General features: G+C 66.0%; 21 protein-coding genes. 10 read left to right on the top strand and 11 right to left on the bottom strand.

What is annotated here, in order from left to right; translation table 11 throughout:
* Nucleotides 1-14 precede the first annotated feature (14 nt).
* From ABE459_RS03145 to ABE459_RS03105, 9 genes are read left to right on the top strand one after another with little or no spacing between them, the layout of a single operon-like run.
* Nucleotides 15-608: an outer membrane lipoprotein carrier protein LolA gene (locus ABE459_RS03145; protein WP_323830772.1), complete on the top strand. Its 594-nt coding sequence runs from the start codon at nt 15-17 to the stop codon at nt 606-608.
* Complete coding sequence (locus ABE459_RS03140; RefSeq protein WP_323830773.1) at nt 598-2,919, top strand: hypothetical protein; 2,322 nt, start codon at nt 598-600, stop codon at nt 2,917-2,919. The genes ABE459_RS03145 and ABE459_RS03140 overlap by 11 nt, the downstream gene beginning before the upstream one ends.
* A complete protein-coding gene (locus ABE459_RS03135; protein WP_323830774.1) occupies nt 2,916-3,656 on the top strand; it encodes a class I SAM-dependent methyltransferase in 741 nt (246 codons plus the stop codon). The genes ABE459_RS03140 and ABE459_RS03135 overlap by 4 nt, the downstream gene beginning before the upstream one ends.
* A complete protein-coding gene (locus ABE459_RS03130; RefSeq protein WP_323830775.1) occupies nt 3,653-4,138 on the top strand; it encodes a hypothetical protein in 486 nt (161 codons plus the stop codon). Before ABE459_RS03135 ends, ABE459_RS03130 begins: the two co-directional genes overlap by 4 nt.
* Nucleotides 4,135-5,328: a beta-ketoacyl-[acyl-carrier-protein] synthase family protein gene (locus tag ABE459_RS03125; protein WP_125465899.1), complete on the top strand. Its 1,194-nt coding sequence runs from the start codon at nt 4,135-4,137 to the stop codon at nt 5,326-5,328. The genes ABE459_RS03130 and ABE459_RS03125 overlap by 4 nt, the downstream gene beginning before the upstream one ends.
* Nucleotides 5,325-5,795 (top strand): hotdog family protein, encoded by a 471-nt coding sequence (locus ABE459_RS03120; RefSeq protein WP_258705280.1) that lies wholly within the window; start codon nt 5,325-5,327, stop codon nt 5,793-5,795. Before ABE459_RS03125 ends, ABE459_RS03120 begins: the two co-directional genes overlap by 4 nt.
* A complete protein-coding gene (gene fabG / locus ABE459_RS03115) occupies nt 5,788-6,516 on the top strand; it encodes a 3-oxoacyl-ACP reductase FabG (RefSeq protein ID WP_125465901.1) in 729 nt (242 codons plus the stop codon). The genes ABE459_RS03120 and fabG overlap by 8 nt, the downstream gene beginning before the upstream one ends.
* Nucleotides 6,516-7,742 (top strand): beta-ketoacyl-ACP synthase, encoded by a 1,227-nt coding sequence (locus ABE459_RS03110; RefSeq protein ID WP_125860865.1) that lies wholly within the window; start codon nt 6,516-6,518, stop codon nt 7,740-7,742. The genes fabG and ABE459_RS03110 overlap by 1 nt, the downstream gene beginning before the upstream one ends.
* Nucleotides 7,743-7,767: 25 nt before the next feature.
* The gene (locus ABE459_RS03105) at nt 7,768-8,571 is read left to right on the top strand and encodes a hypothetical protein (protein WP_110995351.1); all 804 of its coding nucleotides are present in this window, start codon (nt 7,768-7,770) and stop codon (nt 8,569-8,571) included.
* A gap of 5 nt (nt 8,572-8,576) precedes the next feature.
* Here the strand turns inward: ABE459_RS03105 and ABE459_RS03100 are convergent, their stop codons facing one another.
* The gene (locus tag ABE459_RS03100; RefSeq protein ID WP_125465903.1) at nt 8,577-9,479 is read right to left on the bottom strand and encodes a LysR family transcriptional regulator; all 903 of its coding nucleotides are present in this window, start codon (nt 9,477-9,479) and stop codon (nt 8,577-8,579) included.
* Between the two features lie 111 nt (nt 9,480-9,590).
* Here ABE459_RS03100 and ABE459_RS03095 point away from each other — a divergent pair, with 111 nt between their 5' ends.
* Nucleotides 9,591-10,832 (top strand): MFS transporter, encoded by a 1,242-nt coding sequence (locus ABE459_RS03095; protein WP_323830776.1) that lies wholly within the window; start codon nt 9,591-9,593, stop codon nt 10,830-10,832.
* 98 nt (nt 10,833-10,930) lie between these two features.
* Here the strand turns inward: ABE459_RS03095 and ABE459_RS03090 are convergent, their stop codons facing one another.
* The 10 genes from ABE459_RS03090 to ABE459_RS03045 all read right to left on the bottom strand — a co-directional run bounded on the left by ABE459_RS03090 (nt 10,931) and on the right by ABE459_RS03045 (nt 25,061).
* On the bottom strand, nt 10,931-11,278 hold the full coding sequence (locus ABE459_RS03090) for a NirD/YgiW/YdeI family stress tolerance protein (protein ID WP_125465905.1): 348 nt from the start codon (nt 11,276-11,278) through the stop codon (nt 10,931-10,933).
* Nucleotides 11,279-11,390: 112 nt separating this feature from the next.
* Nucleotides 11,391-12,455 carry a uroporphyrinogen decarboxylase gene (gene hemE, locus ABE459_RS03085; protein WP_110996390.1) on the bottom strand — a complete coding sequence of 355 codons (1,065 nt, stop codon included), beginning with the start codon at nt 12,453-12,455 and terminating at the stop codon, nt 11,391-11,393.
* 179 nt (nt 12,456-12,634) lie between these two features.
* Nucleotides 12,635-14,053, bottom strand: a complete 1,419-nt coding sequence (locus ABE459_RS03080) for an FAD-dependent oxidoreductase (protein ID WP_125465906.1) — start codon at nt 14,051-14,053, stop codon at nt 12,635-12,637.
* Nucleotides 14,054-14,176: 123 nt separating this feature from the next.
* Complete coding sequence (gene gltB, locus ABE459_RS03075; RefSeq protein WP_125465907.1) at nt 14,177-18,622, bottom strand: glutamate synthase large subunit; 4,446 nt, start codon at nt 18,620-18,622, stop codon at nt 14,177-14,179.
* Between the two features lie 376 nt (nt 18,623-18,998).
* Nucleotides 18,999-20,603: an AAA family ATPase gene (locus tag ABE459_RS03070; protein WP_125465908.1), complete on the bottom strand. Its 1,605-nt coding sequence runs from the start codon at nt 20,601-20,603 to the stop codon at nt 18,999-19,001.
* A gap of 15 nt (nt 20,604-20,618) precedes the next feature.
* On the bottom strand, nt 20,619-21,716 hold the full coding sequence (gene aroB / locus ABE459_RS03065) for a 3-dehydroquinate synthase (protein ID WP_323830777.1): 1,098 nt from the start codon (nt 21,714-21,716) through the stop codon (nt 20,619-20,621).
* Nucleotides 21,717-21,814: 98 nt separating this feature from the next.
* Nucleotides 21,815-22,333 carry a shikimate kinase AroK gene (aroK, locus tag ABE459_RS03060; RefSeq protein ID WP_110996384.1) on the bottom strand — a complete coding sequence of 173 codons (519 nt, stop codon included), beginning with the start codon at nt 22,331-22,333 and terminating at the stop codon, nt 21,815-21,817.
* A 4-nt stretch (nt 22,334-22,337) separates the two neighbouring features.
* On the bottom strand, nt 22,338-23,606 hold the full coding sequence (locus ABE459_RS03055; protein ID WP_323830799.1) for a secretin N-terminal domain-containing protein: 1,269 nt from the start codon (nt 23,604-23,606) through the stop codon (nt 22,338-22,340).
* Nucleotides 23,536-24,546 carry a pilus assembly protein PilP gene (locus tag ABE459_RS03050; RefSeq protein ID WP_323830778.1) on the bottom strand — a complete coding sequence of 337 codons (1,011 nt, stop codon included), beginning with the start codon at nt 24,544-24,546 and terminating at the stop codon, nt 23,536-23,538. The genes ABE459_RS03055 and ABE459_RS03050 overlap by 71 nt, the downstream gene beginning before the upstream one ends.
* The gene (locus ABE459_RS03045; protein WP_323830800.1) at nt 24,543-25,061 is read right to left on the bottom strand and encodes a PilN domain-containing protein; all 519 of its coding nucleotides are present in this window, start codon (nt 25,059-25,061) and stop codon (nt 24,543-24,545) included. Before ABE459_RS03045 ends, ABE459_RS03050 begins: the two co-directional genes overlap by 4 nt.
* Between the last annotated feature and the right edge of the window lie 16 nt (nt 25,062-25,077).

Genomic DNA, 25,077 nt, shown 5'->3' with positions numbered 1-25,077 from the left:
GGTTTTCGGCAGTGATGCACAGATTGCTGGCTGCATTTGCATTGCTGCTCGCCAGCCCCCTGACCCTGGCCTTCAGCCTCGACGACCTGCAAAAGCAGCTCAGCCAGCCCGCCGTGGTCAAGGGCCCGTTCATCCAGGAAAAACACCTGCGCGCCCTGCCCCAGCCGCTGCTGAGCAAGGGCCGCTTCGTCCTCGCCCGTGACCACGGCCTGCTGTGGCTGCTGGACACCCCGCTGCGCCAGGATTACCGCATCGACGCCCAAGGCATCGCCCGACGCGACCCGAACGGCTGGCAAACCCTGCCCAGCCGCAGCGCCGGGGCCGAGCAGAACCGCCTGTTCTTCGCCGTGCTGCAAGGCGACAGCAGTGGCCTGCAACGTGATTTCGAACTGGCCCTGTCCGGCGACGCCGGGCACTGGCAACTGCGCCTGACGCCGCGCTCGCTGCTGCTCAAGCAGGTATTCACGCGCATCGACATCGCCGGCGGGCAGTACGTGGAGCGCATCGAGCTGAGCGAAACCCAGGGCGACAGCACCGTGCTGCGCATGCCGGCCAGCACGGCGGCAGCGGCCCTGAGCGACACGGAGCGCAGCGATTTTGCCGACTGAACGCCTGCTGCCGCGCCTGTTCCTCGGGCTGCTGCTGGTGATGCTGGCCATCGCCGGCTGGCAGTGGCACCGCGGCGCGCCGCTGTCGGCCGACTTGATGACCCTGGTGCCCGGTGCCACCCAGGACCTGCTGGTCAAGCGGGCCGAACAGCGCATGCAGGAGCCGCTCAACCGCGAAATGCTGGTGCTGGTCGGCCACCCCGAGCGTGAACAGGCTCTGGCCCTGGCCGAGCGCCTGGCCGCGCGCTGGCAAGGCAGTGGCCTGTTCGAAAAGGTCCAGTGGAGCCTGCAGACCGACCTGTCGGCGTTGCGCGCGCAACTGCTGCAAGGCCGCCTGGCCCTGCTCTCGGCGAACGACCGCGAACAGTTGATCACCCAGCCGCAGGCCTTCATCGAACAGCGCGTGCAAAGCCTGTTCGACCCCTTCGCCGGTTTCAGCCTGGTGCCCAGCCAGGACGACTGGCTGGGCCTGACCGGGCGCATCCAGAACAGCCAGCCGATGCCGGTCAACGTGCATCTGGACACCGCCAGCGGTGCGCTGGTCGCCGAGGCCGACGGCCAGCAGTGGGTGCTGCTGCGGGCCCGCACCCAGGGCAACGCCTTCGACATGCAGCTGCCGTTGCAAGTGGCCGAGCTGCTCGCCGCCAGCCGCCTCGACGCCGACCAGCACGGCGCCCGGCTGCTGGCGGCCAGCGGCCTGCTGTACGCCGCCGCCGGCCAGCAGCAGGCCAGCCGCGAGATCACCTGGGTCGGCGGTGGCGCCACGCTGGGCATCCTGCTGCTGTTGCTGTTGGCCTTCCGCCGCTGGCGCGTGCTGCTGGCCTTCGTGCCGGTGCTGGTGGGCATGCTGTTCGGCGCGGTGGTGTGCGTGGCGCTGTTCGGGCAGATGCACGTGATGACCCTGGTGCTGGGTTCGAGCCTGATCGGCGTGGCGGTGGACTACCCGCTGCACTACCTGTCCAAGAGCTGGAGCCTCAAGCCCTGGCACAGCTGGCCGGCCCTGCGCCTGACCCTGCCGGGGTTGAGCCTGAGCCTGGCGACCAGCGCCATCGGCTACCTGGCCCTGGCGTTCACGCCGTTCCCGGCGCTGACCCAGATCGCCGCGTTTTCCGCCGCCGGGCTGCTGGGCGCCTACCTCAGCGCGGTGTGCCTGCTGCCTGCGCTGCTTGCCGGCGTCGAGTTGCGCCCGGCGCAGTGGCCGCTGCGCATCGCGCAAACCCTGACCACGCTGCGTGAACGCCTGCTGGCCAAGGTGCCCAGCGGGGTGCTGCTGATCCTCGTGCTGCTGTTCTGCGCCGCCGGCCTGTGGCGCCTGGACAGCCGCAACGACATCCGCCAGTGGGTCGGCAGCCCGCCGCAGTTGCTGCAAGAAGCCCAGGCCGTGGCGCGCATCACCGGCTACCAGCCCACCAGCCAGTTCTACCTGGTGCGCGGCAACGACCCGCAGCAACTGCTCGAACGCCTGCAGGCGCTGAGCGGCAAGCTGGGCGAACTGGTCGAGCTGGGCAAGCTCAAGGGCTACATGAGCCTCAGCCAGCTGATCGCCAGCCCTGCGCAACAGACCCAACTGCAACAGGCCCTCGGTCAGTTGCCAGCCCATTGGCAACCCTTGCTGGCACTGGGCGTGCCCGAGGCCGCCCTGGCAAGCGAGCTCAAGCACCTGCAACAACTGCCGCCACAAAGCATCGACGAAATGCTGGCCGGGCCACTGGGCGAAGCCTGGCGGCCCTTGTGGCTGGGCCCGGACGGCGACGGCGTGGCGGCCATCGTCAGCCTGCAAGGCCTGGGCGACACCGCCTTGCTGCGCCTGCAGACCGATGACCTGCCCGGCGTGCAACTGGTCGACCGCCTCGGCGAGCTGAACCAGTTGTTCGCCGCCACCCAGCTCAGCGCCGCCGAACTCAAGCTGCTGTCGTGCCTGCTGATCGTGGTGCTGCTGGTGCTGCCGTTCGGCCTGCGCGGCGCCTTGCGCATCGTCGCCCTGCCGCTGCTGGCGGCGCTGTGCAGCCTGGCCAGCCTCGGCTGGCTGGGCCAGCCGCTGACCCTGTTCAGCCTGTTCGGCCTGCTGCTGGTGACGGCCATCAGCGTCGACTACGCCATCCTCATGCACGAGCGCATCGGCGGCGCCGCCGTGAGCCTGCTGGGCACCCTGCTGGCAGCAGTGACCACCTGGCTGTCCTTCGGCCTGCTGGCGTTGTCGAGCACCCCGGCAGTCAGCAACTTCGGCCTGGCGGTAAGCCTGGGCCTGGCTTTCAGTTTCCTGCTGGCCCCTTGGGCCGCCACCCGCGAAGGAGCGCATCCACCGCAATGAACAGCAGCACGCCCAAGGCTTTTTTCAGCGACACCTATGTCGAGGAAACCCGTTTCGGCTTCTGGTTCCTGCGCAGCCACACCTGGCAGCACCATGTGCTGCGGGTGGCGATCAACGACCTGCGCCGGCTGTTCGACGGCAACCCGCCGGCCGCGCCAGTGCTGCTGGATGTCGGCTGCGGCCAGGGCAAGTCGTTCCGCCACCTGCACCAGGTGTTCGCCCCTTCGCGCCTGCTGGGCACCGACGCCGACCCGCACAGCCTGGCGCTCAGCGCCGCCGAGGCCGAACGCCTGGGCATCACGGTGGAACTGCATGGCAGCGACTGCGCCGCGCTGCCCTACGCCGACGCCAGCGTCGATATCCTGTTCTGCCACCAGACCTTCCACCACCTGGTGGAGCAGGAAAAAGCCCTGGCCGAATTCCACCGGGTGCTCAAGCCGGGCGGCTACCTGCTGTTCGCCGAGTCCACCGAGGCGTATATCGATACCTGGGTGATCCGCTGGCTGTTCCGTCACCCGATGCACGTGCAGAAGAGCGCCGAGGGCTACCTGCAGATGCTCAGCGCCCAGGGCTTCGAGTTCGCGCCACGGCATGTCTCGTACCCGTACCTGTGGTGGAGCCGCGCCAAGGACTTCGGCCTGCTCGAACGCTTGGGGCTGCGTAACCCGCCGCCGGTCGGGCAACGCGAAGAGACCTTGCTCAACGTGGTCGCGCGCAAAGCGCTGGAGACGCCATGAACGCCTTGCTGGCCATGCTCTGCTGCCTGCTGCTCGGCGCCTGCGCCGCGCGGCCGCCCTTGCCTGAGCAAGCGCCCGCGCTGGAACTGCCACGCCAGTTGCACGTCGAACGGGAGCAGGCCGGGCAACGCCAGGACTGGCTGCTGGTGATCCAGCGCGAAGACACCCGCCTGCGCTGGTCGCTGCTTGATCTGCTGGGCATCCCCCAGGCCCGCCAGCTACTCGATGGCCAGCAGTGGCAGGCCGACGGGCTGCTGCCGCCGAACCCGGCGGCGCGCGAACTGTTCGCCGCCGTGCTGTTCGCCCTGACCCCGGCGCAGCAACTGCCACGGGCTTACCCTCAGGCCCGCCAGCAGGATGACCGACGCTGGCTCGGCGAACGCTGGCGGGTGCGCTATCAGGGCGCCGATACCTTTACCTTGAACCTGGGCCAAGGGCTGCGTTATCACGTCAGCCCCTTGCCCGACGAGAACACTCCATGAGCGCCTATCTCAATGCCCTGGGCCTGGTCTGTGCCCTCGGCCACGGCCAGGCCGACATCGCCCGCCGGCTGTTTGCCGGCGACTGTTCGGGCATGCTGGCGCAAGCGGGCTGGGTGCCCGAGCGCAGCCTGCCGGTGGGCGCCGTCAGCAGCCCGCTGCCCGAGCTGCCGCTGCCCGAGCACCACAGCCGCAACAACCAGCTGCTGTACAGCGCCGCGCTGCAGATCGAGCCGGCTATCCGTGAAGCGATCGATCGCCACGGCGCCCATCGGCTCGGCGTAGTGCTGGGCACCAGCACCTCGGGGATCGCCGAGGCCAGCGACGGCATCGCCCACTACCTGCGCGAGCAGCGCTTTCCCGAGGGCTACCAGTACGCCCAGCAAGAGCTCAGTGCCCCGGCCAACTTCCTCGCCGACTGGCTGCAACTGAGCGGCCCGGCTTATGTGATTTCCACCGCCTGCACCTCCAGCGCCCGGGCGCTGATGAGCGCGCGCCGCCTGCTCGACCTGGGGCTGTGCGACGCCGTGCTGTGCGGCGGCGTCGACAGCCTGTGCGGCCTGACCCTCAACGGTTTCAGTGCCCTGGAGGCGGTCAGCGACGCCCGCTGCAACCCGTTCTCGCGCAACCGCGCCGGGATCAACATCGGCGAAGGCGCGGCGTTGCTGCTGATGACCCGCGAGGCCAACCCACAAGGCCCGCGCATCGCCCTGCTGGGCGCTGGCGCCAGCTCCGACGCCCACCATATCTCGGCGCCGGAGCCCACCGGCAAAGGCGCCTTGCAGGCCATGGGCAAAGCCTTGGACAATGCTGGCCTTGCGCCCGCGCAGATCGGCTACCTGAACCTGCACGGCACCGCCACCGTACACAACGACGCCATGGAAGCCCTGGCCGTGCACAGCCTGTTCGGCGCCGGCCTGCCCTGTTCGTCGAGCAAGCCCATGACCGGCCATACCCTGGGCGCCGCCGGCGCGCTGGAAGCGGCGTTCTGCTGGCTGGCCCTGAGCGGGCACAACCCGCAGGGCCTGCTGCCGCCACATGCCTGGGATGGCCAGCAGGACCCGGCGTTGCCGGCCCTGGCGTTGGTCGATGGCAGCCAGCGGCTGACCGCGCAACGCCCGCGCTACCTGATGAGCAACTCGTTCGCCTTTGGCGGCAACAATGTCAGCCTGATTCTCGGAGACGCCCCATGATCCCCTGGCCCCTGGCCGAGCTGCTGCCCCATGCCGGTGACATGATCCTCATCGAGCAGATCGACAGCTGCGACGACGAGCAGATCCACACCCGCACCACGGTGCGCCCGGGCGGCCTGTTCAACCGCGCCGATGGCAGCCTGCCGGCCTGGCTGGGCCTGGAGCTGATGGCCCAGAGCGTGGCCGCCTTCGCCGGCTGCCGCGCCCGTCGCCAGGGCCTGCCGGTGGAGCTGGGCTTTCTGCTGGGCACGCGCAAGTTCGAATGCGCCGTCGAGCACTTCCCCGCCGGCGCCGAACTGTTGATCCACGCGCAGCGCTCCCTGGAAGACGACAACGGCATGGGCGTGTTCGAATGCCACCTGCGTGGCCCCGGCATCCATGCCACGGCCCGCCTGAATGTGTACCGCCCGCCACAGCCCGACCGCTACCTGGCCGAAGCCGGCCCAGAGGAACCCCAGCATGACTGACAGCATTCTCGTTACCGGCTCCAGCCGTGGCATCGGTCGGGCCGTTGCCCTGCGCCTGGCACAGGCCGGCTTCGACCTGGTGCTGCACTGCCGCAGCGGCCGTGCCGAGGCCGATGCCGTGGCCGCCGAAGTGCGCGCACTTGGCCAGCAGGCCCGGGTGCTGCAGTTCGACGTGGCCGACCGCGCCAGCTGCAAGGCGGTGCTTGAAGCCGATGTCGAAGCCCACGGCGCCTACTACGGCGTGGTGTGCAATGCCGGGCTGACCCGCGACGGCGCCTTCCCGGCGCTGACCGAGGACGACTGGGACCAGGTGATGCGCACCAACCTCGACGGCTTCTACAACGTCCTGCACCCACTGACGATGCCGATGATCCGCCGCCGCGCGCCGGGGCGCATCGTCTGCATCACCTCGGTGTCGGGGCTGATCGGCAACCGTGGCCAGGTCAACTACAGCGCCTCCAAGGCCGGCCTGATCGGTGCCGCGAAGGCCCTGGCGATCGAGCTGGGCAAGCGCCGCATCACGGTCAACTGCGTGGCCCCTGGCCTGATCGACACGGCCATGCTCGACGAAAACGTGCCGGTCGATGAACTGCTGAAGATGATCCCGGCCGGGCGCATGGGCACCCCGGAAGAAGTGGCCGGCGCGGTGAATTTCCTGATGTCGCCTGAGGCGGCGTATATCACCCGCCAGGTGCTGGCGGTCAACGGAGGGCTGTGCTGATGCGCCGCGTCGTGGTCACCGGCATGGCCGGCATTACCGCCCTGGGCAACGACTGGGCCAGCATCGCCGCGCACTTCGCCGCCGGGCGCAGCGGCATTCGGCGCATGGACGAATGGGACCGCTACAGCGAACTCAACACCCGCCTGGGCGGCCCCATCGATGACTTCCAGGTGCCCGCGCACTGGACCCGCAAGCAGTTGCGCAGCATGGGCCGGGTGTCGCGCCTGGCGGTGGCCGCCGCCGAGCGGGCACTGGCCGACGCCGGGCTGCTCGACGACCCGAGCATCCGTGATGGGCGCATGGGCGTGGCCTGCGGTTCGTCCACCGGCAGCACCGACGAGATCAAGACCTTCGGCAACATGCTGCTCAACTCCACCTCGGAGGGCCTCAACGCCAACTCCTACGTGCGCATGATGCCGCACACCACGGCGGCCAACATCAGCATCTACTTCGGCCTGACCGGGCGCCTGATCCCTACGTCCAGCGCCTGCACCAGCGGCAGCCAGGGCGTCGGCTACGCCTATGAAGCGATCAAGTTCGGGCGCCTGCCGTTGATGCTCGCCGGTGGCGCCGAAGAGCTGTGCCCCACCGAGGCCATGGTGTTCGACGCGCTCTATGCCACCAGCCTGAAGAACGACACCCCGCACCTGAGCCCACGCCCCTACGACCTGGACCGCGACGGCCTGGTGATCGGCGAGGGCGGCGGCATGCTGGTGCTCGAAGAGCTGGAGCATGCCCTGGCCCGTGGCGCGCGGATCCACGCCGAAGTGGTGGGCTTTGGCAGCAACGCCGACGGCCAGCACATCACCCGGCCAGAGCAAGTGACCATGCGCCGGGCCATGGAGCTGGCGCTGGAGGACGCGGGCCTGGCGCCCGAGGCGATCGGTTATGTGAATGGCCATGGCACCGCCACCGAGCAAGGCGATATCGCCGAGACCCTGGCCACCAGCGGCCTGTTCGGCCCGCATATGCCGATCAGCTCGCAGAAGAGCTACCTGGGCCACACCCTGGGTGCCTGCGGCGCCCTGGAATCGTGGTTCAGCATCGAGATGATGAACCGCGAGCAGTACGCCCCCACGCTCAACCTCGACAATGTCGACCCGCAGTGCGGCGAACTCGACTACCTGCAAGGCGCCTTCCGCGCCATGAGCCACGAATACGTGATGAACAACAACTTCGCCTTCGGCGGGGTCAACACCTCGTTGATCTTCCGCCGCTGGCCCTGACACGCAAAACCACGGAGTGAAAGGAATGACTCGGATCCACCGCACCCTCGCCTTGCTGGCCATGGCCCTGGTCTTCAGCGGGTGCACCAGCAAGCCGGTGTACAACGCCAAGGAAGACTTCGCCAGCAGCCTGAATTTCAGCGACGACCAGATGAAACGGGCGATCGTCACCGCGCTCAACGACCGCCAGTGGATCGTCCAGTCGGTGCGCCCGGGCATGGTCAAGGCGGCCATCACCGTGCGCGGGCGCCACCACGCCGAGGTCGACATCCCCTACAGCCCCACCGAGTTCCAGATCGTCTACCGCAGCAGCTGGGGCCTGGACTACAAGGACGGCAAGATCCACGGCAACTACAACCGCTGGATCAACCGCCTGCGCGACAACGTGCTCAAGGAGCTGTCGTTCAACCCTGACATCGAGGCGGTCAACGCGCTGGGCATCGTCAACCAGGGCGTCGACGGTCCGACCTACCTGAGCTTTCGCGAGGGTGTGAAACGCGCCACCGAAGCCGGGCTGCTTGATGGCAGCGTGAAGTTCTACCTGGCCGGCGAAGCACTGCCGACCTCGGTGCGCACCCTGCGCACGGTAAGCAGCAGCCGCAAGACCAACGGCAGCAACAAGAGCGACAGCGAGGCCTGCTTCTGGGCCCTGCAATCGGCGCTGGCCACCCTGCAGCGTGCCGCCCAGGAGGCTGACGCCAACGCCGTGGTGAACATCGCCAGCGTCGACCAGCGCGACCTGTACAAGGACCCGGAGAAGTTCCAGTGCCGCGCCGGCATGCTGGTCAGCGCGGTGGCCCTGCGCGGCGAGCTGGCCCACGTCGACTGACCGGCTCAGGCGGGCGGCGTGATCCGCTGCCCGCCCAGTAGCTCGGCGAAGGCGCGCGCCATCGCCGAGCCCTCGCCAGCACGCCGTACCAGCCACACGGCGGTGTCGGCGCCCTCATCCAGCAAGGTCCTGTAGACCACCCCGTCGATGCGCATGCGCTGGAACGACGCTGGCAGCACCGACACCCCCAACCCCGCCGACACCAGGCCGATGATGGTCATCGCCTCGCCCGCTTCCTGGGCGAAGTGCGGGCTGAAGCCGGCCTGGCGCGCCAGGCTCAGCAGTTGGGCGTGCAGGCCGCTGCCATAGCTGCGCGGGAAGAACACGAACGGCTGGTCGGCCAGCGCCTGCATGTACAGGCCCTGCTCGCTGCCTGCGGCGAGCGGGTGCGAGGCATTGATCACCGCCACCAACGGCTCGCGCAGCAATTCGTTGACCTCCAGCCCCGGGGGCAAGGGCATCGGCCGCATCAGGCCGACTTCGATGGACTCGTCGAGCACCGCTTCGGCGACATCGCGGCTGCTCATTTCCTTGAGGTTCAGGTGCACCGCCGGGAACTGCTGGCGGAACGCGTGCAACGCCTTGGGCAGCTTCGAGGTGAAGGGCGCCGAGGAGGTGAAGCCGATCTTCAGCTCCCCCAGTTCCCCTAACTGCGCACGCCGGGCCACGTCGGCGGCCTTTTCCACCTGGGCCAGTACCTGGCGGGCTTCGTCGAGGAACAGCCGCCCGGCCTCGCTGAGCTCGACCCGACGGTTGGTGCGTTCGAACAGCCGCGCGCCCAGTTCCTGCTCCAGGGCCTGGATCTGCTGGCTCAGCGGCGGTTGCGAGATACCCAGTTGCTGGGCGGCGCGGCCGAAGTGCAGCTCTTCGGCCACGGCGATGAAATAACGCAGGTGACGCAGCTCCATGATCGGCTCCGAACAGGTCGTTAAACGTCTTAAACAGGTCGAACAATATATTGGATGTAATCATTAGCCAGCTATATGATTTTTCCATCGCAACGCCCCGAGGTACCTTCCGTGAGATCCGCCGTCGCCCCCCTGCCCGTCGAACCCGAACCTGCCTGCAACGACATCTGGATCGAGAAAGGCACGCCCGCCTTCATGAAAACCGTGCTGGCGCTGTTCAGCGGCGGCTTCGCCACCTTTGCCCTGCTGTATTGCGTGCAGCCGATGATGCCGCTGCTGTCCCAGGAGTTCGCCATCAACGCGGCGCAGAGCAGCCTGGTGCTGTCGGTGTCCACCGCCATGCTGGCCATCGGGCTACTGGTGACCGGGCCGATTTCCGACCGTATCGGGCGCAAGCCGGTGATGGTCTGCGCGCTGCTCTGCGCGGCCCTGGCGACCCTCGCCAGCGCGGTGATGCCGAGCTGGGAGCTGGTGCTGGCCAGCCGCGCGCTGGTGGGCCTGGCGCTGAGTGGCCTGGCGGCGGTGGCGATGACCTACCTGAGCGAGGAGATCCACCCCCAGCACATCGGCCTGGCCATGGGCCTGTACATCGGCGGCAACGCCATCGGCGGCATGAGCGGGCGGCTGATCACCGGGGTGCTGATCGACTTCGTCAGCTGGCACACGGCGATGCTGGTGATCGGTGGCCTGGCATTGGCGGCGGCGGTGGTGTTCTGGAAGGTGCTGCCCGAGTCGCGCAACTTCCGCCCCCAGGCCATGAACCCGCGCAGCCTGCTGGACGGCTTCGTCATGCATTTCAAGGACGCCGGGCTGCCCTGGCTGTTCCTCGAAGCCTTCCTGCTGATGGGCGCCTTCGTCACCCTGTTCAACTACATCGGCTACCGCCTGCTGGCCGGCCCTTATCACATGAACCAGGCGCTGGTCGGCTTGCTCTCGGTGGTCTACCTGTCGGGGATCTACAGCTCGGCGCAGGTCGGCGCGCTGGCCGACAAACTGGGCAGGCGCAAAGTGTTCTGGGCCAGCATCCTGGTGATGGCCGGCGGCCTGCTGCTGACCCTGGCCAGCCCGTTGACGCTGATCATCATCGGCATGCTGGTGTTCACTTTCGGTTTCTTCGGCGCGCATTCGGTGGCCAGCAGCTGGATTGGCCGGCGGGCGCTGAAGGCCAAGGGGCAGGCGTCGTCGCTGTACCTGTTCTGCTATTACGCAGGGTCGAGCGTGGCGGGGACGGCGGGCGGGGTGTTCTGGCACCAGTGGGGCTGGAATGGGATCGGGCTGTTCATCGGCAGCCTACTGGCGGTGGCGCTGCTGGTGGCGGTGCATTTGAGCAAGTTACCGCCGAAATCGGTGTGAAGCCTTCGCGGGTAAACCCGCTCCCACAGGTACGGCGCCGACTTCGGGTGAGGCGCGATCCCTGTGGGAGCGGGTTTACCCGCGAAAAGGCCAGCAGATCAGTTGATGATCTCGACGATATCCACATCCACTTCACGGCTCATCAGGTGCTTCTCCACCTCGCCGGTCAGCTTGACCTTGGTCTTGTCGTTGAACGGCGTCGGCGGCAGGTCTTCGTCGTCGATCTCGACGGTGATGGTGCCGGTGTTGTCCTTGAATTCGTAGCGGTCGTCGTTGTTGATCTTCTTGGTCACGAAGCCTTGCAGCACTACCGGAGTGTCGTCGGCGGCTTCTTTGGCGGCGGCGACAGTAGTCACGGCCTGGGCGCCGGGGCCGGTGTAGCCGGCAGCCAGGGCAGCAGTGCTGAACAGCGGGGCAAGGATCAGGGGCAGGTAGCGGGCTTTCATGATGATCGGGTCCTGTTTGCGTTTTGATGGCACCAGATTACCGACGATCGCTGAATTGAAACTTAATGCAAAAAAAGCCCGGCACTTGGCCGGGCTTTTCATGCGCCACCGATTACTGGTGGTACTGCGCCGACAGCTCGTGCACGGCGTTGATGAACACGCCGGCGTGCTCCGGGTCCACTTCCGGGGTGATGCCGTGGCCCAGGTTGAACACGTGGCCAGTGCCCTTGCCGTAGCTGGCGAGGATGCGCGCCACTTCGTTGCGGATGGCTTCGGGCTTGGCGTACAGCACGGTCGGGTCCATGTTGCCCTGCAGGGCCACCTTGTCACCGACGCGGCGGCGGGCGTCGCCGATCTCGCAGGTCCAGTCCAGGCCCAGTGCGTCGGCACCGGCCTCGGCGATGCTTTCCAGCCACAGGCCGCCGTTCTTGGTGAAGAGAATCACCGGCACCTTGCGCCCTTCGTGCTCACGGATCAGGCCGCTGACGATCTTGCGCATATAGGCCAGGGAGAACTCCTGGTAGGCCGCCGCCGACAGGTTGCCGCCCCAGGTGTCGAAGATCTGCACGGCCTGGGCACCGGCGAGGATCTGGCCGTTGAGGTAGCTGGTGACCGACTGGGCCAGCTTGTCCAGCAGCAGGTGCAGGGCTTGCGGGTTGTCATAGGCCATGGCCTTGGTCTTGCGGAAGTCTTTCGACGAGCCGCCTTCGACCATGTAGGTGGCCAGGGTCCAGGGGCTGCCGGAGAAGCCGATCAGCGGCACACGGCCATTGAGTTCGCGGCGGATGGTGCTGACCGCGTCCATCACGTAGCCCAGGTCTTTCTGCGGGTCGGGGATCGGCAGCGCCTCGATATCGGCCGGGGTGCTGATGACCTTCTTGAAACGCGGGCCTTCGCCGGTTTCGAAGTACAGGCCCAGGCCCATGGCATCGGGGATGGTGAGGATGTCCGAGAACAGGATCGCCGCGTCCAGCGGGTAGCGGTCCAGCGGCTGCAGGGTGACCTCGCAGGCGAACTGCGGGTTCATGCACAGGCTCATGAAGTCGCCGGCCTTGGCGCGGCTGGCGCGGTACTCCGGCAGGTAACGGCCGGCCTGGCGCATCATCCACACCGGGGTGACGTCTACGGGTTGCTTGAGCAGTGCACGCAGGAAACGATCGTTCTTCAGGGCAGTCATGTCGGCATCCGGAAAAAAAGTGCGGGCATTTTCTCAGACGCGGGCGCAAAAGGCACGGGCATGGCCATGCGTTTTGTCTATTGGGTGCCATGGATCAAGCATTTTTGTATACAAAAAGCATCGCGGGACAAGTCGGAGCGGCGGTGCGGCGATCCGACTTGCCCCGCGAATGGGCCGGATCAGACTTCGAGGTAGTCCAGGATCCCTTCAGCAGCCGTGCGGCCTTCGAAGATCGCCGTCACCACCAGGTCCGAACCGCGCACCATGTCGCCACCGGCGAACACTTTCGGGTTGCTGGTCTGGTGCTTGAACTTGCCCTTCTCCGGTGCCACCACGCGGCCCTGGCTGTCCATCTGGATGCCATGCTCCTCGAACCACGGCGCCGGGCTCGGGCGGAAGCCGAAGGCGATCACCACGGCGTCGGCCGGGAGGATCTCCTCGGAGCCGGGGATCGGCTCGGGGCTGCGGCGGCCACGGGCGTCCGGCTCGCCGAGACGGGTCTCGACCACCTTCACACCTTCGACCTTGTCTTCGCCGACGATGGCGATGGGCTGACGGTTGTAGAGGAACTTCACGCCTTCTTCCTTGGCGTTCTTCACCTCTTTGCGCGAGCCCGGCATGTTGGCTTCGTCACGGCGATAAGCGCAGGTCACTGCCTTGGCGCCCTGGCGGATCGAGGTGCGGTTGCAGTCCATCGCGGTGTCGCCACCACCCAGCACCACGACCTTCTTGCCCTGCATGTCGACGAAATCTTCCGGCGACTTTTCAAAGCCCAGGTTGCGGTTGACGTTGGCGATCAGGAAGTCCAGGGCGTCATGCACGCCTGGCAGGTCTTCGCCGGGGAAGCCGCCCTTCATGTAGGTGTAGGTGCCCATGCCCATGAATACGGCGTCGTATTCGGCGAGCAACTGCTCCATGGTGACGTCCTTGCCCACCTCGGTGTTCAGGCGGAACTCGATGCCCATGCCGGTGAAGACTTCGCGGCGATTGCTCAGCACGGTCTTTTCCAGCTTGAACTCGGGGATGCCGAAGGTCAGCAGGCCACCGATCTCGGGGTTCTTGTCGAACACCACCGGGGTCACGCCAGCGCGCACCAGCACGTCGGCACAGCCCAGGCCAGCGGGGCCGGCACCGATGATGGCGACGCGCTTGCCGGTGGGTTTGACCTTGGACATGTCCGGGCGCCAGCCCATGGCGAAGGCGGTGTCGGTGATGTACTTCTCCACCGAGCCGATGGTCACCGCGCCGAAGCCGTCGTTGAGGGTGCAGGCACCTTCGCACAGACGGTCCTGCGGGCACACGCGACCGCACACTTCCGGCAGGGTGTTGGTCTGGTGAGACAGTTCAGCGGCGGCGAGGATGTTGCCTTCGGCGACCAGCTTCAACCAGTTGGGGATGAAGTTGTGGACCGGGCACTTCCACTCGCAATACGGGTTGCCGCAACCCAGGCAGCGGTGTGCCTGTTCCACGGACTGCGCGGGCTTGAAGGGTTCGTAGATTTCGACGAACTCCTTCTTGCGCTGGCGCAGCAGTTTCTTCTTCGGGTCCTTGCGGCCCACTTCGATGAACTGGAAGTCGTTGTTCAGACGTTCAGCCATTTTTCAAAACCTCTTAACAGCAGCTGCAAGCTACAAGCTGCAAGCCGCAAGACGATCACTTAAGCCGGGCAAACCTCTAGCTGCCTTTACTTGCAACTTGAGGCTTGCCACTTGCAGCTGCTTTTACTGCGGGTTGGCGCGGGTGCTGGACAGCAGTTGCTTGAGCGTGGCCGCCTTCGGCTTGACCAGCCAGAAGCGACGCACGTAGTCGTCCAGGTTCTCCGAGAGCTCACGCCCCCACTCGCTGCCGGTCTCTTCCACGTACTCGCCCAGGACCCGCGCCAGGTGGCTGCGGTAGGCCTCCATCGCCTCACCACTGATGCGCTGGATTTCCACCAGCTCGTGGTTGAGTTTGTCGACGAAGGTGTTGTCCATGTCGAGCACGTAGGCGAAGCCGCCGGTCATGCCAGAGCCGAAGTTGTAACCGGTCTTGCCCAGGACGCAGACAAAGCCGCCGGTCATGTATTCACAGCAGTGATCGCCGGTGCCCTCGACCACAGCGTGGGCGCCGGAGTTACGCACAGCGAAGCGCTCGCCCGCGGTGCCGGCGGCGAACAGCTTGCCGCCCGTGGCGCCGTACAGGCAGGTGTTGCCGACAATGGCGCTGTGCTGGGTTTCGAACGGGCTGCCGGCCGGTGGCACGATGGTCACCTTGCCGCCGGTCATGCCCTTGCCGACGTAATCGTTGGCGTCGCCTTCCAGGTGCAGGTTAAGGCCACCGGCGTTCCACACACCGAAGCTCTGGCCCGCAGTGCCCTTGAAGCGGAAGGTGATCGGCGCGCCAGCCATGCCCTGGTTGCCGTGCAGCTTGGCGATTTCGCCGGAGATGCGCGCACCGATGGAGCGGTCGCAGTTGCAGATGTCGAGGCTGAACTCGCCACCGGCCAGGTCGCGAATCGCCGGCAAGGCCATGGCCACCATCTTCTCGGCCAGCTCGCCCTGGTCGAACGGCGGGTTCTTGTCGACTTCGCAGAACTGCGGCTTGTCGGCCGGGATGTGCGAGCTGCCCAGCAGCGGCGTCAGGTCGAGGTGGCCCTGGCGCTCGGTGTCGCCCGGCAGCACGTCGAGCAGGTCGGTACGGCCGATCAGCTCGCCCAGGCTGCGCACGCCCAGCTTGGCCAGCCACTCGCGGGTCTCTTCGGCGACGAAGGTGAAGAAGTTGATCACCATGTCGACGGTGCCGATGTAGTGGTCCTTGCGCAGCTTGTCGTTCTGGGTAGCCACGCCGGTGGCGCAGTTGTTCAGGTGGCAGATGCGCAGGTACTTGCAGCCCAGGGCGATCATCGGCGCGGTGCCGAAGCCGAAGCTCTCGGCGCCGAGGATCGCGGCCTTGATCACGTCCAGGCCGGTTTTCAGGCCGCCGTCGGTCTGTACCCGCACCTTGCCGCGCAGGTCGTTGCCGCGCAGGGTCTGGTGGGTTTCGGCCAGGCCCAGCTCCCATGGGGCGCCGGCGTACTTGATCGAGGTCAGCGGCGAAGCACCGGTGCCACCGTCGTAGCCGGAGATGGTGATCAGGTCGGCATAGGCCTTGGCCACGCCGGCGGCGATGGTGCCCACACCGGCTTCGGCAACCAGCTTGACCGAGACCAGGGCCTGCGGGTTGACCTGCTTGAGGTCGTAGATCAGCTGGGCCAAGTCTTCGATCGAGTAGATATCGTGGTGCGGTGGCGGCGAGATCAAAGTCACGCCCGGGACCGCATAGCGCAGCTTGGCGATCAGGCCGTTGACCTTGCCGCCGGGCAGCTGGCCGCCCTCGCCAGGCTTGGCGCCCTGGGCCACCTTGATCTGCAGCACTTCGGCGTTGACCAGGTATTCCGGGGTCACGCCAAAGCGGCCGGTGGCCACCTGCTTGATCTTCGAGCTCTTGATGGTGCCGTAGCGGGCCGGGTCTTCGCCGCCCTCACCGGAGTTGGAGCGCGCGCCCAGGCGGTTCATGGCCTCGGCCAGGGCTTCGTGAGCCTCTGGCGACAGCGCGCCCAGGGAGATGCCGGCGGAGTCGAAGCGCTTGAGGATGGCCTCCAGCGGCTCGACTTCATCCAGTGCCAGGGCCTGGTCGGCCACCTTCACTTTCAGCAGGTCGCGGATCATCGACACCGGGCGCTGGTCGACCAGCGTGGTGTATTCCTTGAACTTGGCATAGTCGCCCTGTTGCACGGCGGCTTGCAGGGTGTTGACCACGTCCGGGTTGTAGGCGTGGTACTCGCCACCGTGGACGAACTTCAGCAGGCCACCTTGCTGGATCGGCTTGCGCGCGCTCCAGGCTTCGGCGGCGAGCAGCTTCTGGTCGCTCTCCAGGTCTTCGAAACGCGCACCCTTGATGCGGCTCGACACACCCTTGAAGCTCAGGCCGACCACTTCCTCGGACAGGCCGATGGCTTCGAACAGCTGGGCGCCACGGTACGAGGTGATGGTCGAGATACCCATCTTCGACAGGATCTTCAGCAGGCCCTTGGAGATGCCTTTGCGGTAGTACTTGAACACTTCGTCCAGATCGCCCAGCACTTCGCCGGTGCGGATCAGGTCGGCCAGCACTTCGTAGGCCAGGTACGGGTACACGGCCGAGGCGCCGAAGCCCAGCAGCACGGCGAAGTGGTGCGGGTCGCGGGCGGTGGCGGTCTCGACCAGGATGTTGCTGTCGCAACGCAGGCCCTGTTCGGTCAGGCGGTGGTGCACCGCACCGACGGCCAGCGAGGCGTGCACCGGCAACTTGCCCGGGGCGATGTAGCGGTCGCTGAGCACCAGCTGAGTCTTGCCGCTGCGCACCGCTTCCTCGGCCTGGTCGGCGATGTTGCGGATGGCCGCTTCCAGGCCGACGCTCTCGGCATAGTTGAGGTCGATCAGCTGGCGGTCGAAACCTTCGCGCTCCAGGTTCATCAGCGAGCGCCACTTGGCGGGCGAGATGACCGGCGAACTGAGGATCACCCGCGAGGCGTGCTCGGGGGACTCCTGGAAGATGTTGCGCTCGGCACCCAGGCAGATTTCCAGGGACATGACGATCGCTTCGCGCAGCGGGTCGATCGGCGGGTTGGTCACCTGGGCGAACTGCTGGCGGAAGAAGTCGTACGGCGAACGCACGCGCTGGGACAGCACGGCCATCGGCGTGTCGTCGCCCATCGAGCCGACCGCTTCCTGGCCCTGCTCGCCGAGCGGGCGCAGCACCTGGTCACGCTCCTCGAAGGTGACCTGGAACATCTTCATGTATTGCTTGAGCTGGTCAGCGTCGTAGCTGGCCGCGCCCTGGTCGTCGGTCAGCGTCGCCTGGATGCGCGTGGCGTGCTGACGCAGCCAGCGCTTGTACGGGTGGCGCGACTTCAGGCGGTTGTCGATGGCGTCGGTGTCGAGGATCTGGCCGGTTTCGGTGTCGACGGCCAGGATCTGGCCCGGGCCGACACGGCCCTTGGCCAGGACTTCCTCAGGCTGGTAGCCCCATACGCCGATTTCCGAGGCGATGGTGATGTAGCCATTGGTGGTGGTCACCCAGCGCGCCGGGCGCAGGCCGTTGCGGTCGAGCAGGCACACCGCGTGGCGGCCTTCGGTCATGACGATACCGGCCGGGCCATCCCACGGCTCCATGTGCATGGAGTTGTATTCGTAGAAGGCGCGCAGGTCGGCGTCCATGGTCTCGACGTTCTGCCAGGCTGGCGGTACCAGCATGCGCACGCCGCGGAACAGGTCGATGCCGCCGGTGACCATCAGCTCGAGCATGTTGTCCATGCTCGAAGAGTCGGAACCGACGCGGTTGACCAGCGGGCCGAGCTCTTCGAGGTCGGGGATCAGGTCGTTGGCGAACTTGGTGCGACGGGCCATGGCCCAGTTGCGGTTGCCGGTGATGGTGTTGATCTCGCCGTTGTGGGCGAGGAAGCGGAAGGGCTGCGCCAGCGGCCACTTCGGCAGGGTGTTGGTGGAGAAGCGCTGGTGGAACACGCAGATCGCGGTTTGCAGGCGCTCGTCACCCAGGTCTGGATAGAACGCCGCGAGATCGCGCGGCATCATCAGGCCTTTGTAAATGATGGTCTTGTGCGAAAAGCTGCAGATGTAGTGGTCGGCGTCGTGGGCGTTGGCCACGGACGAACGGCGACGGGCACTGAACAGCTTGATGGCGAATTCCTGATCGCTCAGGCCTTCACCGCCGATGAACACCTGTTCGATTTGCGGCAGGCGCTCCAGGGCCAGGCGGCCGAGCACGCTGGTGTCGATCGGCACTTTGCGCCAGCCGACCAGGGTGAGGCCGGCATTGACGATTTCGCGGTCCATGTTGGCGCGCGCGGCTTGGGCTTTGACCGGGTCCTGGTTGAAGAACACCATGCCGACGGCGTACTGCTTGGGCAGCTCGGTGGCGAAGTGTTCCTGGGCCTTGGCGCGCAGGAATCGATCGGGCTTCTGCATGAGCAGACCGCAACCGTCACCGGTCTTGCCGTCGGCGTTGATGCCACCGCGGTGGGTCATGCAGGTCAATGCCTGCATGGCGGTTTGCAGAAGGTGGTGGCTGGGTTCGCCCGTCATATGGGCGATCAGGCCAAAACCACAGTTGTCCTTGAATTCTTCGGGATGGTACAGACCTGTTTTCATAGACACTTTCTCACCAGGTTCACCTCTCAACCGGAGGCAAATCTCTTTTTTAACAACCACTTACCATCCACGCCGATCAAACGCCAGCTTTTTTGCGGTGGTCATGGAAAACCATTGTTGCACAGCGACAGCGATGCTCACAAATTTTCATGTCTCACCATTGAAAATTTATGTCGCAATTTTGAATGTTTTTGCGCCATGCGCCGTGATAGCGGCTTGGCTCGAGTCTGAAGCGTTTCAGCCATGACTGCAACACGGGGCTTGTGGCCGGCAGTCTGGGACAGAAAAGCCTGCCGCACTTGAAGTGCAGCAGGCTAGTCGAAAGCTAGAAGTCGCTCAGCAACTGGGCGGCGGGGGTGATGCCGCCCGGAAGGTGTCAGCGGGCCGTGGCCAGCTCTTGTTGGACGCTGCCGACGGTACGTGGCCAAGGTTTACCAGCCTGGACCTTGGCTGGCAAGTTCTTGATTGCCGCAGCGGCGGCGTCACGGCTGGCGAAGTTGCCGTAGGTGACCACGTACAGGGGTTTGCCCTGCAGGTTTTTCTTGAAGTAGCGATAGTCGCCACCCTGCTCTTTGACGAACGACTGGGCCGACGCCTCGGAGCTGGTGCCGAAGATCTGCACCACATAGTTGCCGGCTTTCTGGCCGGCATACCAGCTGCTGCCACCGGCGCCACCGGCTGCCGGTTTCTCGACGGGCTTGGCTGCAGGCTTGGCGCTGGCGACCTGGGTTGGCGCCGGCACGGGCTTGGCAGGTGCAACCGGTTTTGGCGCCTGGGTTGCGACAGGTTTCTGCGCAGGAGCAACCGGCTGGACCGGTTGCGCAGGTGCAGGTGCCGGCCCGGCAGTAGCGCCTTGCGGCGGGGCAATGGTGGTGACAGTCGGCGGCACCGCTGCGGAAGGCGCGGCAGGCTGCAGCGCGGTGTTGCCGGCAGGCCCGGCTTCTTCGCCGTCACCCATGCCGGCGGCCTGGGCCAATGGCTCGCGCATGACCGGCTGCGACTGGCCGACCAGCGGCAGCGGCATTGGCTGCGAGGAGCCGGCGAATTCGATGGCCGGCGCGCCATTGCCGCCTTGTCCCAGCGGCAACTGAGCCTGGGCACTCGGCGCCTCGGTCGGGGCCTTGTCGCTCTTCTTCGGCATCAGGACCGCCGCACCAACGGCGACCACGACCACAGCGGACAGCGCAAGCACGTGTTTCTTAGGCATTTTGAACCCCATGGTTGGTCGCTTCACCGTGGTACGGCTGGCGATCATGGCTTCGATCAAGGTATCGCGGGCAACCTGGTTGATGGTCCCAGGCCACCCATCGGCATTTTCGTGGATGTCGGCGATCTGCTCGCGGGTGAACACGTCGATACCCCGCCCAGCACCGTCCAGGCGCTGCTCCAGGTATTCGCGGGTTTCTTCCTCGCTGTAGGGTGCCAGCTCGATGATGTGGAAACGCTCCTCATCGATACTGAGCTCATCCAGCCCGGCAATCAGCGACGGTTCGCCGAACAGGAATACATGCGGACGCCCTTCGGCAACACCTGCCGCCAACTCCAGCAAGGCTTGGAGTGCCGACTCGTCGAGTTGTTCCGCATCGTCCACCAGCAGATAGACTTCCTGGCCGGTCAGCGCCAGTTGCACCACCTGCGACAGGATCGCCTGCACTTCAGGCTGCGCCACGTTGAGCGACTGGGCCACCTGGCCGAGCACGCTGGCGGCGTCGGAGGCACCGCGGGCGGACACCACCACGCTTTGCACCGACTGTTTGTTGGTGCTGGCCACCAGCGCCTGACGCAGCAGGGTCTTGCCGCTGCCCACGGGGCCTGTGACTACCAGCATCAGCTGGCTGTAACGCGCCAGATGGTGCAGTTGGCCCAGCACCGGTTTGCGCTGGGCGGGGAAGAACTTGAAACCGGGCACACGGGGTGCGAACGGATCGTGGCTCAACTGGTAATGATCGAGGAACGCCTCATCGGCATGCAGACTGGTCATTGCGTTGTCACAACCTCAAAGCTGGGCCACGATCGCGCGGTAATCCGCCGCCAGCGTGGCCTGAAGAATCTCTGTCGGATAGTCGTCGGTGACGACGGCCTCGCCCATCTGGCGCAGCAGCACCAGGCGCAGGCGCCCGTCGAGCACTTTCTTGTCGACCGCCATGTGCTCCATGAAATGCGCCGGGGTCATTTCCTGTGGTGGCACCACCGGCAATCCTGCGTCCTGCAGCAGGCGAATACCGCGATCTCGCGCCGACTGGTCGATCCAGCCAAGGCGCATGGACATCTCCAGGGCCATCACCGTACCCGCCGCCACGGCCTCGCCATGCAGCCAGACGCCGTAGCCCATGTGGGTCTCGATGGCATGGCCGAAGGTGTGGCCAAGGTTGAGCGTGGCGCGCACGCCCGATTCGCGCTCATCGGCGCCGACCACGGCGGCCTTGGCGGCGCAGGAGCGGGCGATGGCTTCGGTCAGGGCCTTGGAGTCCAGGGCGCGCAGGGCCTTGATGTTCTGTTCGAGCCAACCCAGGAATGGTTCATCGCAGATCAGGCCGTACTTGATGACTTCGGCAAGCCCGGCGGACAGTTCGCGCGCAGGCAAGGTCTTGAGGCTGGTAGTGTCGATCAGCACCGCGTTGGGCTGATAGAACGCACCCACCATGTTCTTGCCCAGCGGGTGGTTGATGCCGGTCTTGCCGCCGACCGAAGAATCCACCTGCGACAGCAGGGTGGTAGGCACCTGAATGAAGTCGACACCACGCTGGTAGCAGGCTGCGGCGAAGCCGGCCATGTCGCCGATCACGCCGCCACCGAGGGCGACCACGGTGGTGCGACGGTCATGACGGGCAGTCAGCAGCGCATCGAAGATCAGTTGCAGGGTTTCCCAGTTCTTGTGGGCCTCGCCATCGGGCAACACCACTGGCAGCACCTTGTAGGCACCCAGGGTCTTGCTCAGGCGTTCGAGGTACAGGGGCGCGACGGTCTCGTTGGAAACGATGGCCACCTGGCGCCCGGCAATGTGCGGCGCCAGCAGTTCGGGCTGGTCCAGCAGGCCCTCGCCAATGTAGATCGGGTAGCTACGTTCGCCCAGGTCGACCTTAAGTGTCTGCATGTATCCCCACAATGTGCTTGGGCGCGGTGACGGCTGTGCGGCTCCGCGCGATGACGTTCAACCCCGCCTCGGCGTTGGTGGCCGAGGATAGTCCTGACTTATCGGGGCGGCAACTGATGCAAACGCTCGAGAATATCGAGCACCACCATGCGCGGTGGCCGTTCGTCGGTTTCCACCACGATGTCGGCGATCTCGCGATAGAGCGGGTCGCGCGCCTCCAGCAGGGCGCGCAGCGTGGCTTCCGGGTTGGCAGTGCGCAACAGCGGCCGGTTGCGGTCACGGGCGGTACGTCCGACCTGCTGCTCCACCGAGGCATGCAGGTAGATCACCCGGCCTCCGGCGTGCAGCGCGGCGCGGTTGGCATCGCGCATCACCGCGCCACCACCGGTGGCCAGAACCACGCCATCGAGCTCGCAGAGCTCGGCGATCATCGCCTGCTCACGATCACGAAAGCCCGGCTCGCCTTCTTTGTCGAAGATCCACGGGATATTGGCGCCGGTTCGCAGTTCGATTTCCTTGTCGGAATCCTTGAACAGCAGGCGCAGCTCTTTGGCCAACAGGCGCCCGATGGTGCTCTTTCCAGCGCCCATGGGCCCTACAAGTATCAAATTTCGCACAGAATCAACGACTCACAGCAATCGCCTGGTCACTCATGATACGCGGAGTCAGGAAGACCAGCAGCTCGGATTTTTTCTCTTGTAATGCATCGCGTCGAAACAGCCGCCCAACATACGGCAGATCGCCCAAAAATGGCACCTTGTCGACCACATTGTTCTGCGACGTCGAGTAGACGCCGCCAATCACAATGGTCTGGCCATCGGCCACCCGCACCTTGGCATTGACCTCGTTCTTGCGGATCGGCGGCACATTGTTCAGGGCGTTGACGAAATCCGGCTCATCCTTGGTCACCCGCACCTCCATCACCACCTGGCCATCCGGGGTGATCTGCGGCGTTACTTCCAGCGACAGCGAGGCCTCGCGGAACGAGATGGAGGTGGCACCACTCTTGGTCGTCTCCTGGTAAGGCACCTCGGTACCCTTGATGATGCGCGCGGTCTCTTTGTCGGCAGTGACCACCTTGGGCTGCGAGATGATCTCGCCGTTGCCGCTCTTTTCCATGGCACTGAGCTCCAGGTCCAGCAGTATGTCGCTGCGCAGCAGGCCCACACCCAGCCCCGACGAGCCCCGCTCCACCCCCAGGTCGACGAACAGCTCGCTGCCCAACCGGCTGTTCTGCCCATACAAAGGGCCTCCCCAACGCACGCCCAGTACCTTTTCGTAATCGACGCCGGCCTCGACGATGCGCGCCTCGATCATCACCTGGCGTACGGGTACATCGAGCTGCGCCACCAGCTTGCGCAGCTCGGCGATCCGCTCTGGCGGCTGGGCCACCACCAGGGTATTGGTCCGTGCATCCACGCTGAGGCTGCCGCGCCCGGCCAGGATGCCGTCATCGGCAAGGCTGGCCAGCAGCAACTCGGCCAGTTCCGCAGCCCGGGCGTGATGGACCGGAATCAGCTCGCGCTGCAAGGGTTCCAGTTGCGCCTCCAGCGCCTGCTCCAGGTGGGCATCGCGCGACTGCTCGGCAAGTTCGGCAACCGGCGCGACCAGCAGCACATTACCCTCCTGGCGCCGCCCCAGCCCTTTGCTGCGCAGCACCAGATCCAGCGCCTGCTGCCACGGCACATCGTCAAGGCGCAGGCTGATGCGGCCCTGGACCGTATCGCTGGCCACCAGGTTGATCCCCACGTAGTCAGCCATGACCTGCAGCACCGCGCGCACTTCCACGTCCTGGAAGTTCAGCGATATGGGCTCTTTCTCAAACGCCGTCGCCAGCGTCGCCCTCAAGCCCAGCAGGAGCATCAGAACCCCGCTCGACCACCTTTTCATCTTCATCCCTGACCTCTCCATGGGCACCCTTCCCGAGTGCCAGAAACCGGGAGCGCTCCTGCCAGCCACCGGCAATGTACAACCGTTCGTGCACCTCGACCTGATGCGCATCGATCCGCACCACGACCCCATCATCACGCCCCAGCCGATCCCCCACTGCCACCCGGTACAGATGACCTGCCGAACGCAACAGCGCCTGGCGCTGCCCCGCCCGTGAAAGGCTGCCGACCATCTCGAGTTGCTCCAGCGGCACGCGGCCGATCCCTCGGAGCACCCCCCGGGATGACCACACCAGGAACGGATCGAAGGGGCGGGTGGATACCGCCTGCCGGGCGGGCTCATCTGCCAGCGAAATCGGCACCACCAGGCTCTGCGCGGCGGCGTACGCATGCGCTTGCAGCTTCGCCCTGACCAACCCGGAACGCTCATCCACCGCGAGCAGCTCCAGCCGAGCCACATTCAACAAGCGCACCTGCTGCAGCCACTGCTCCAGCCACGCTCGCAACGCCGGGTAACGGCCCACCACGCTGATGTCCAAGGGCATCACGCGATACCCGGTTTGCTGACGCCCTTCCAGCACATCGAGGCGCTCGACCAGCAAGCCGTACTGGTGCCCTGAAACCGCCAACTGGTCGAGCAACTCGCTCACCCCCTCTCCTGCCGCCAGCCGCCAGCGCTCCCGGAACAAGCGCTGCTGGTCGTCGTGGAGCGCCTGGCGCTCCGGATCAAGCTCGCCAGCCTGCCCTTCCCTCGCCCCAATCGTCGCCTGGAGCTCCTGCCCAAGCAGGGTGTACGCCTGATGATGTTCATACAGCTCGCGCAGGCGCACCTGATAACCCACGGCCACCACTGTCGCCGCCAGTGCAAAAACCAGCACAGCCCTGAGCGCTGCCGAGCGCTGCAGCTTCGCCTGCCAGTCAGCGAGAGCAGCGCGTCTCATGAGCCGTGCACCGCCAGGCGCCCCGTCAAAACAAACTCATCGCCCGTTTCGAGATTGCGCAGATGAACCAGTTGCAGGTCCTGTAGCCCCTGCGCTGCTTGCAGATCACGCATGAACCGGGCGACGACTGCAGGCGAGGCAGCCTGCCCGGTCAACCGCAACTGCCCGTCCAGCGCTTTGAGCTCAGTAAGCCTGGCGCCCTCTGGCAGGGCACGCTCCAAATCGAGAAAGAAGCCGGGCAGTGACGCCTGGCGAGCCCGCAACCCGACCAACTCCATCTGCTCCGCCGACAGGGCGGCGCGCGCCTCACGCAACTGCTCGACCTGCGCCACGATGGCATCAATACGCTGCACTTCGGCCTGTTGCACCGTGACGGCCTCGATCTGCCGTGCCAGGCGTGACCGCGCCAACTGATCGAGCAGCATCACACCCAGCAAAGCCAGCACCAGGCCGGCGATCACCAACACCCGAAAGCAATGCGCATCCCGTGCCCTGCGCCGCTCACGCCACGGCATCAGGTTCAAGCGCAAC

Source organism: Pseudomonas sp. TWI923 (genome assembly GCF_039673365.1).
In the GTDB taxonomy this organism is placed as follows: domain Bacteria; phylum Pseudomonadota; class Gammaproteobacteria; order Pseudomonadales; family Pseudomonadaceae; genus Aquipseudomonas; species Aquipseudomonas sichuanensis.
This window is presented reverse-complemented; position numbering and strand designations above follow the sequence as displayed.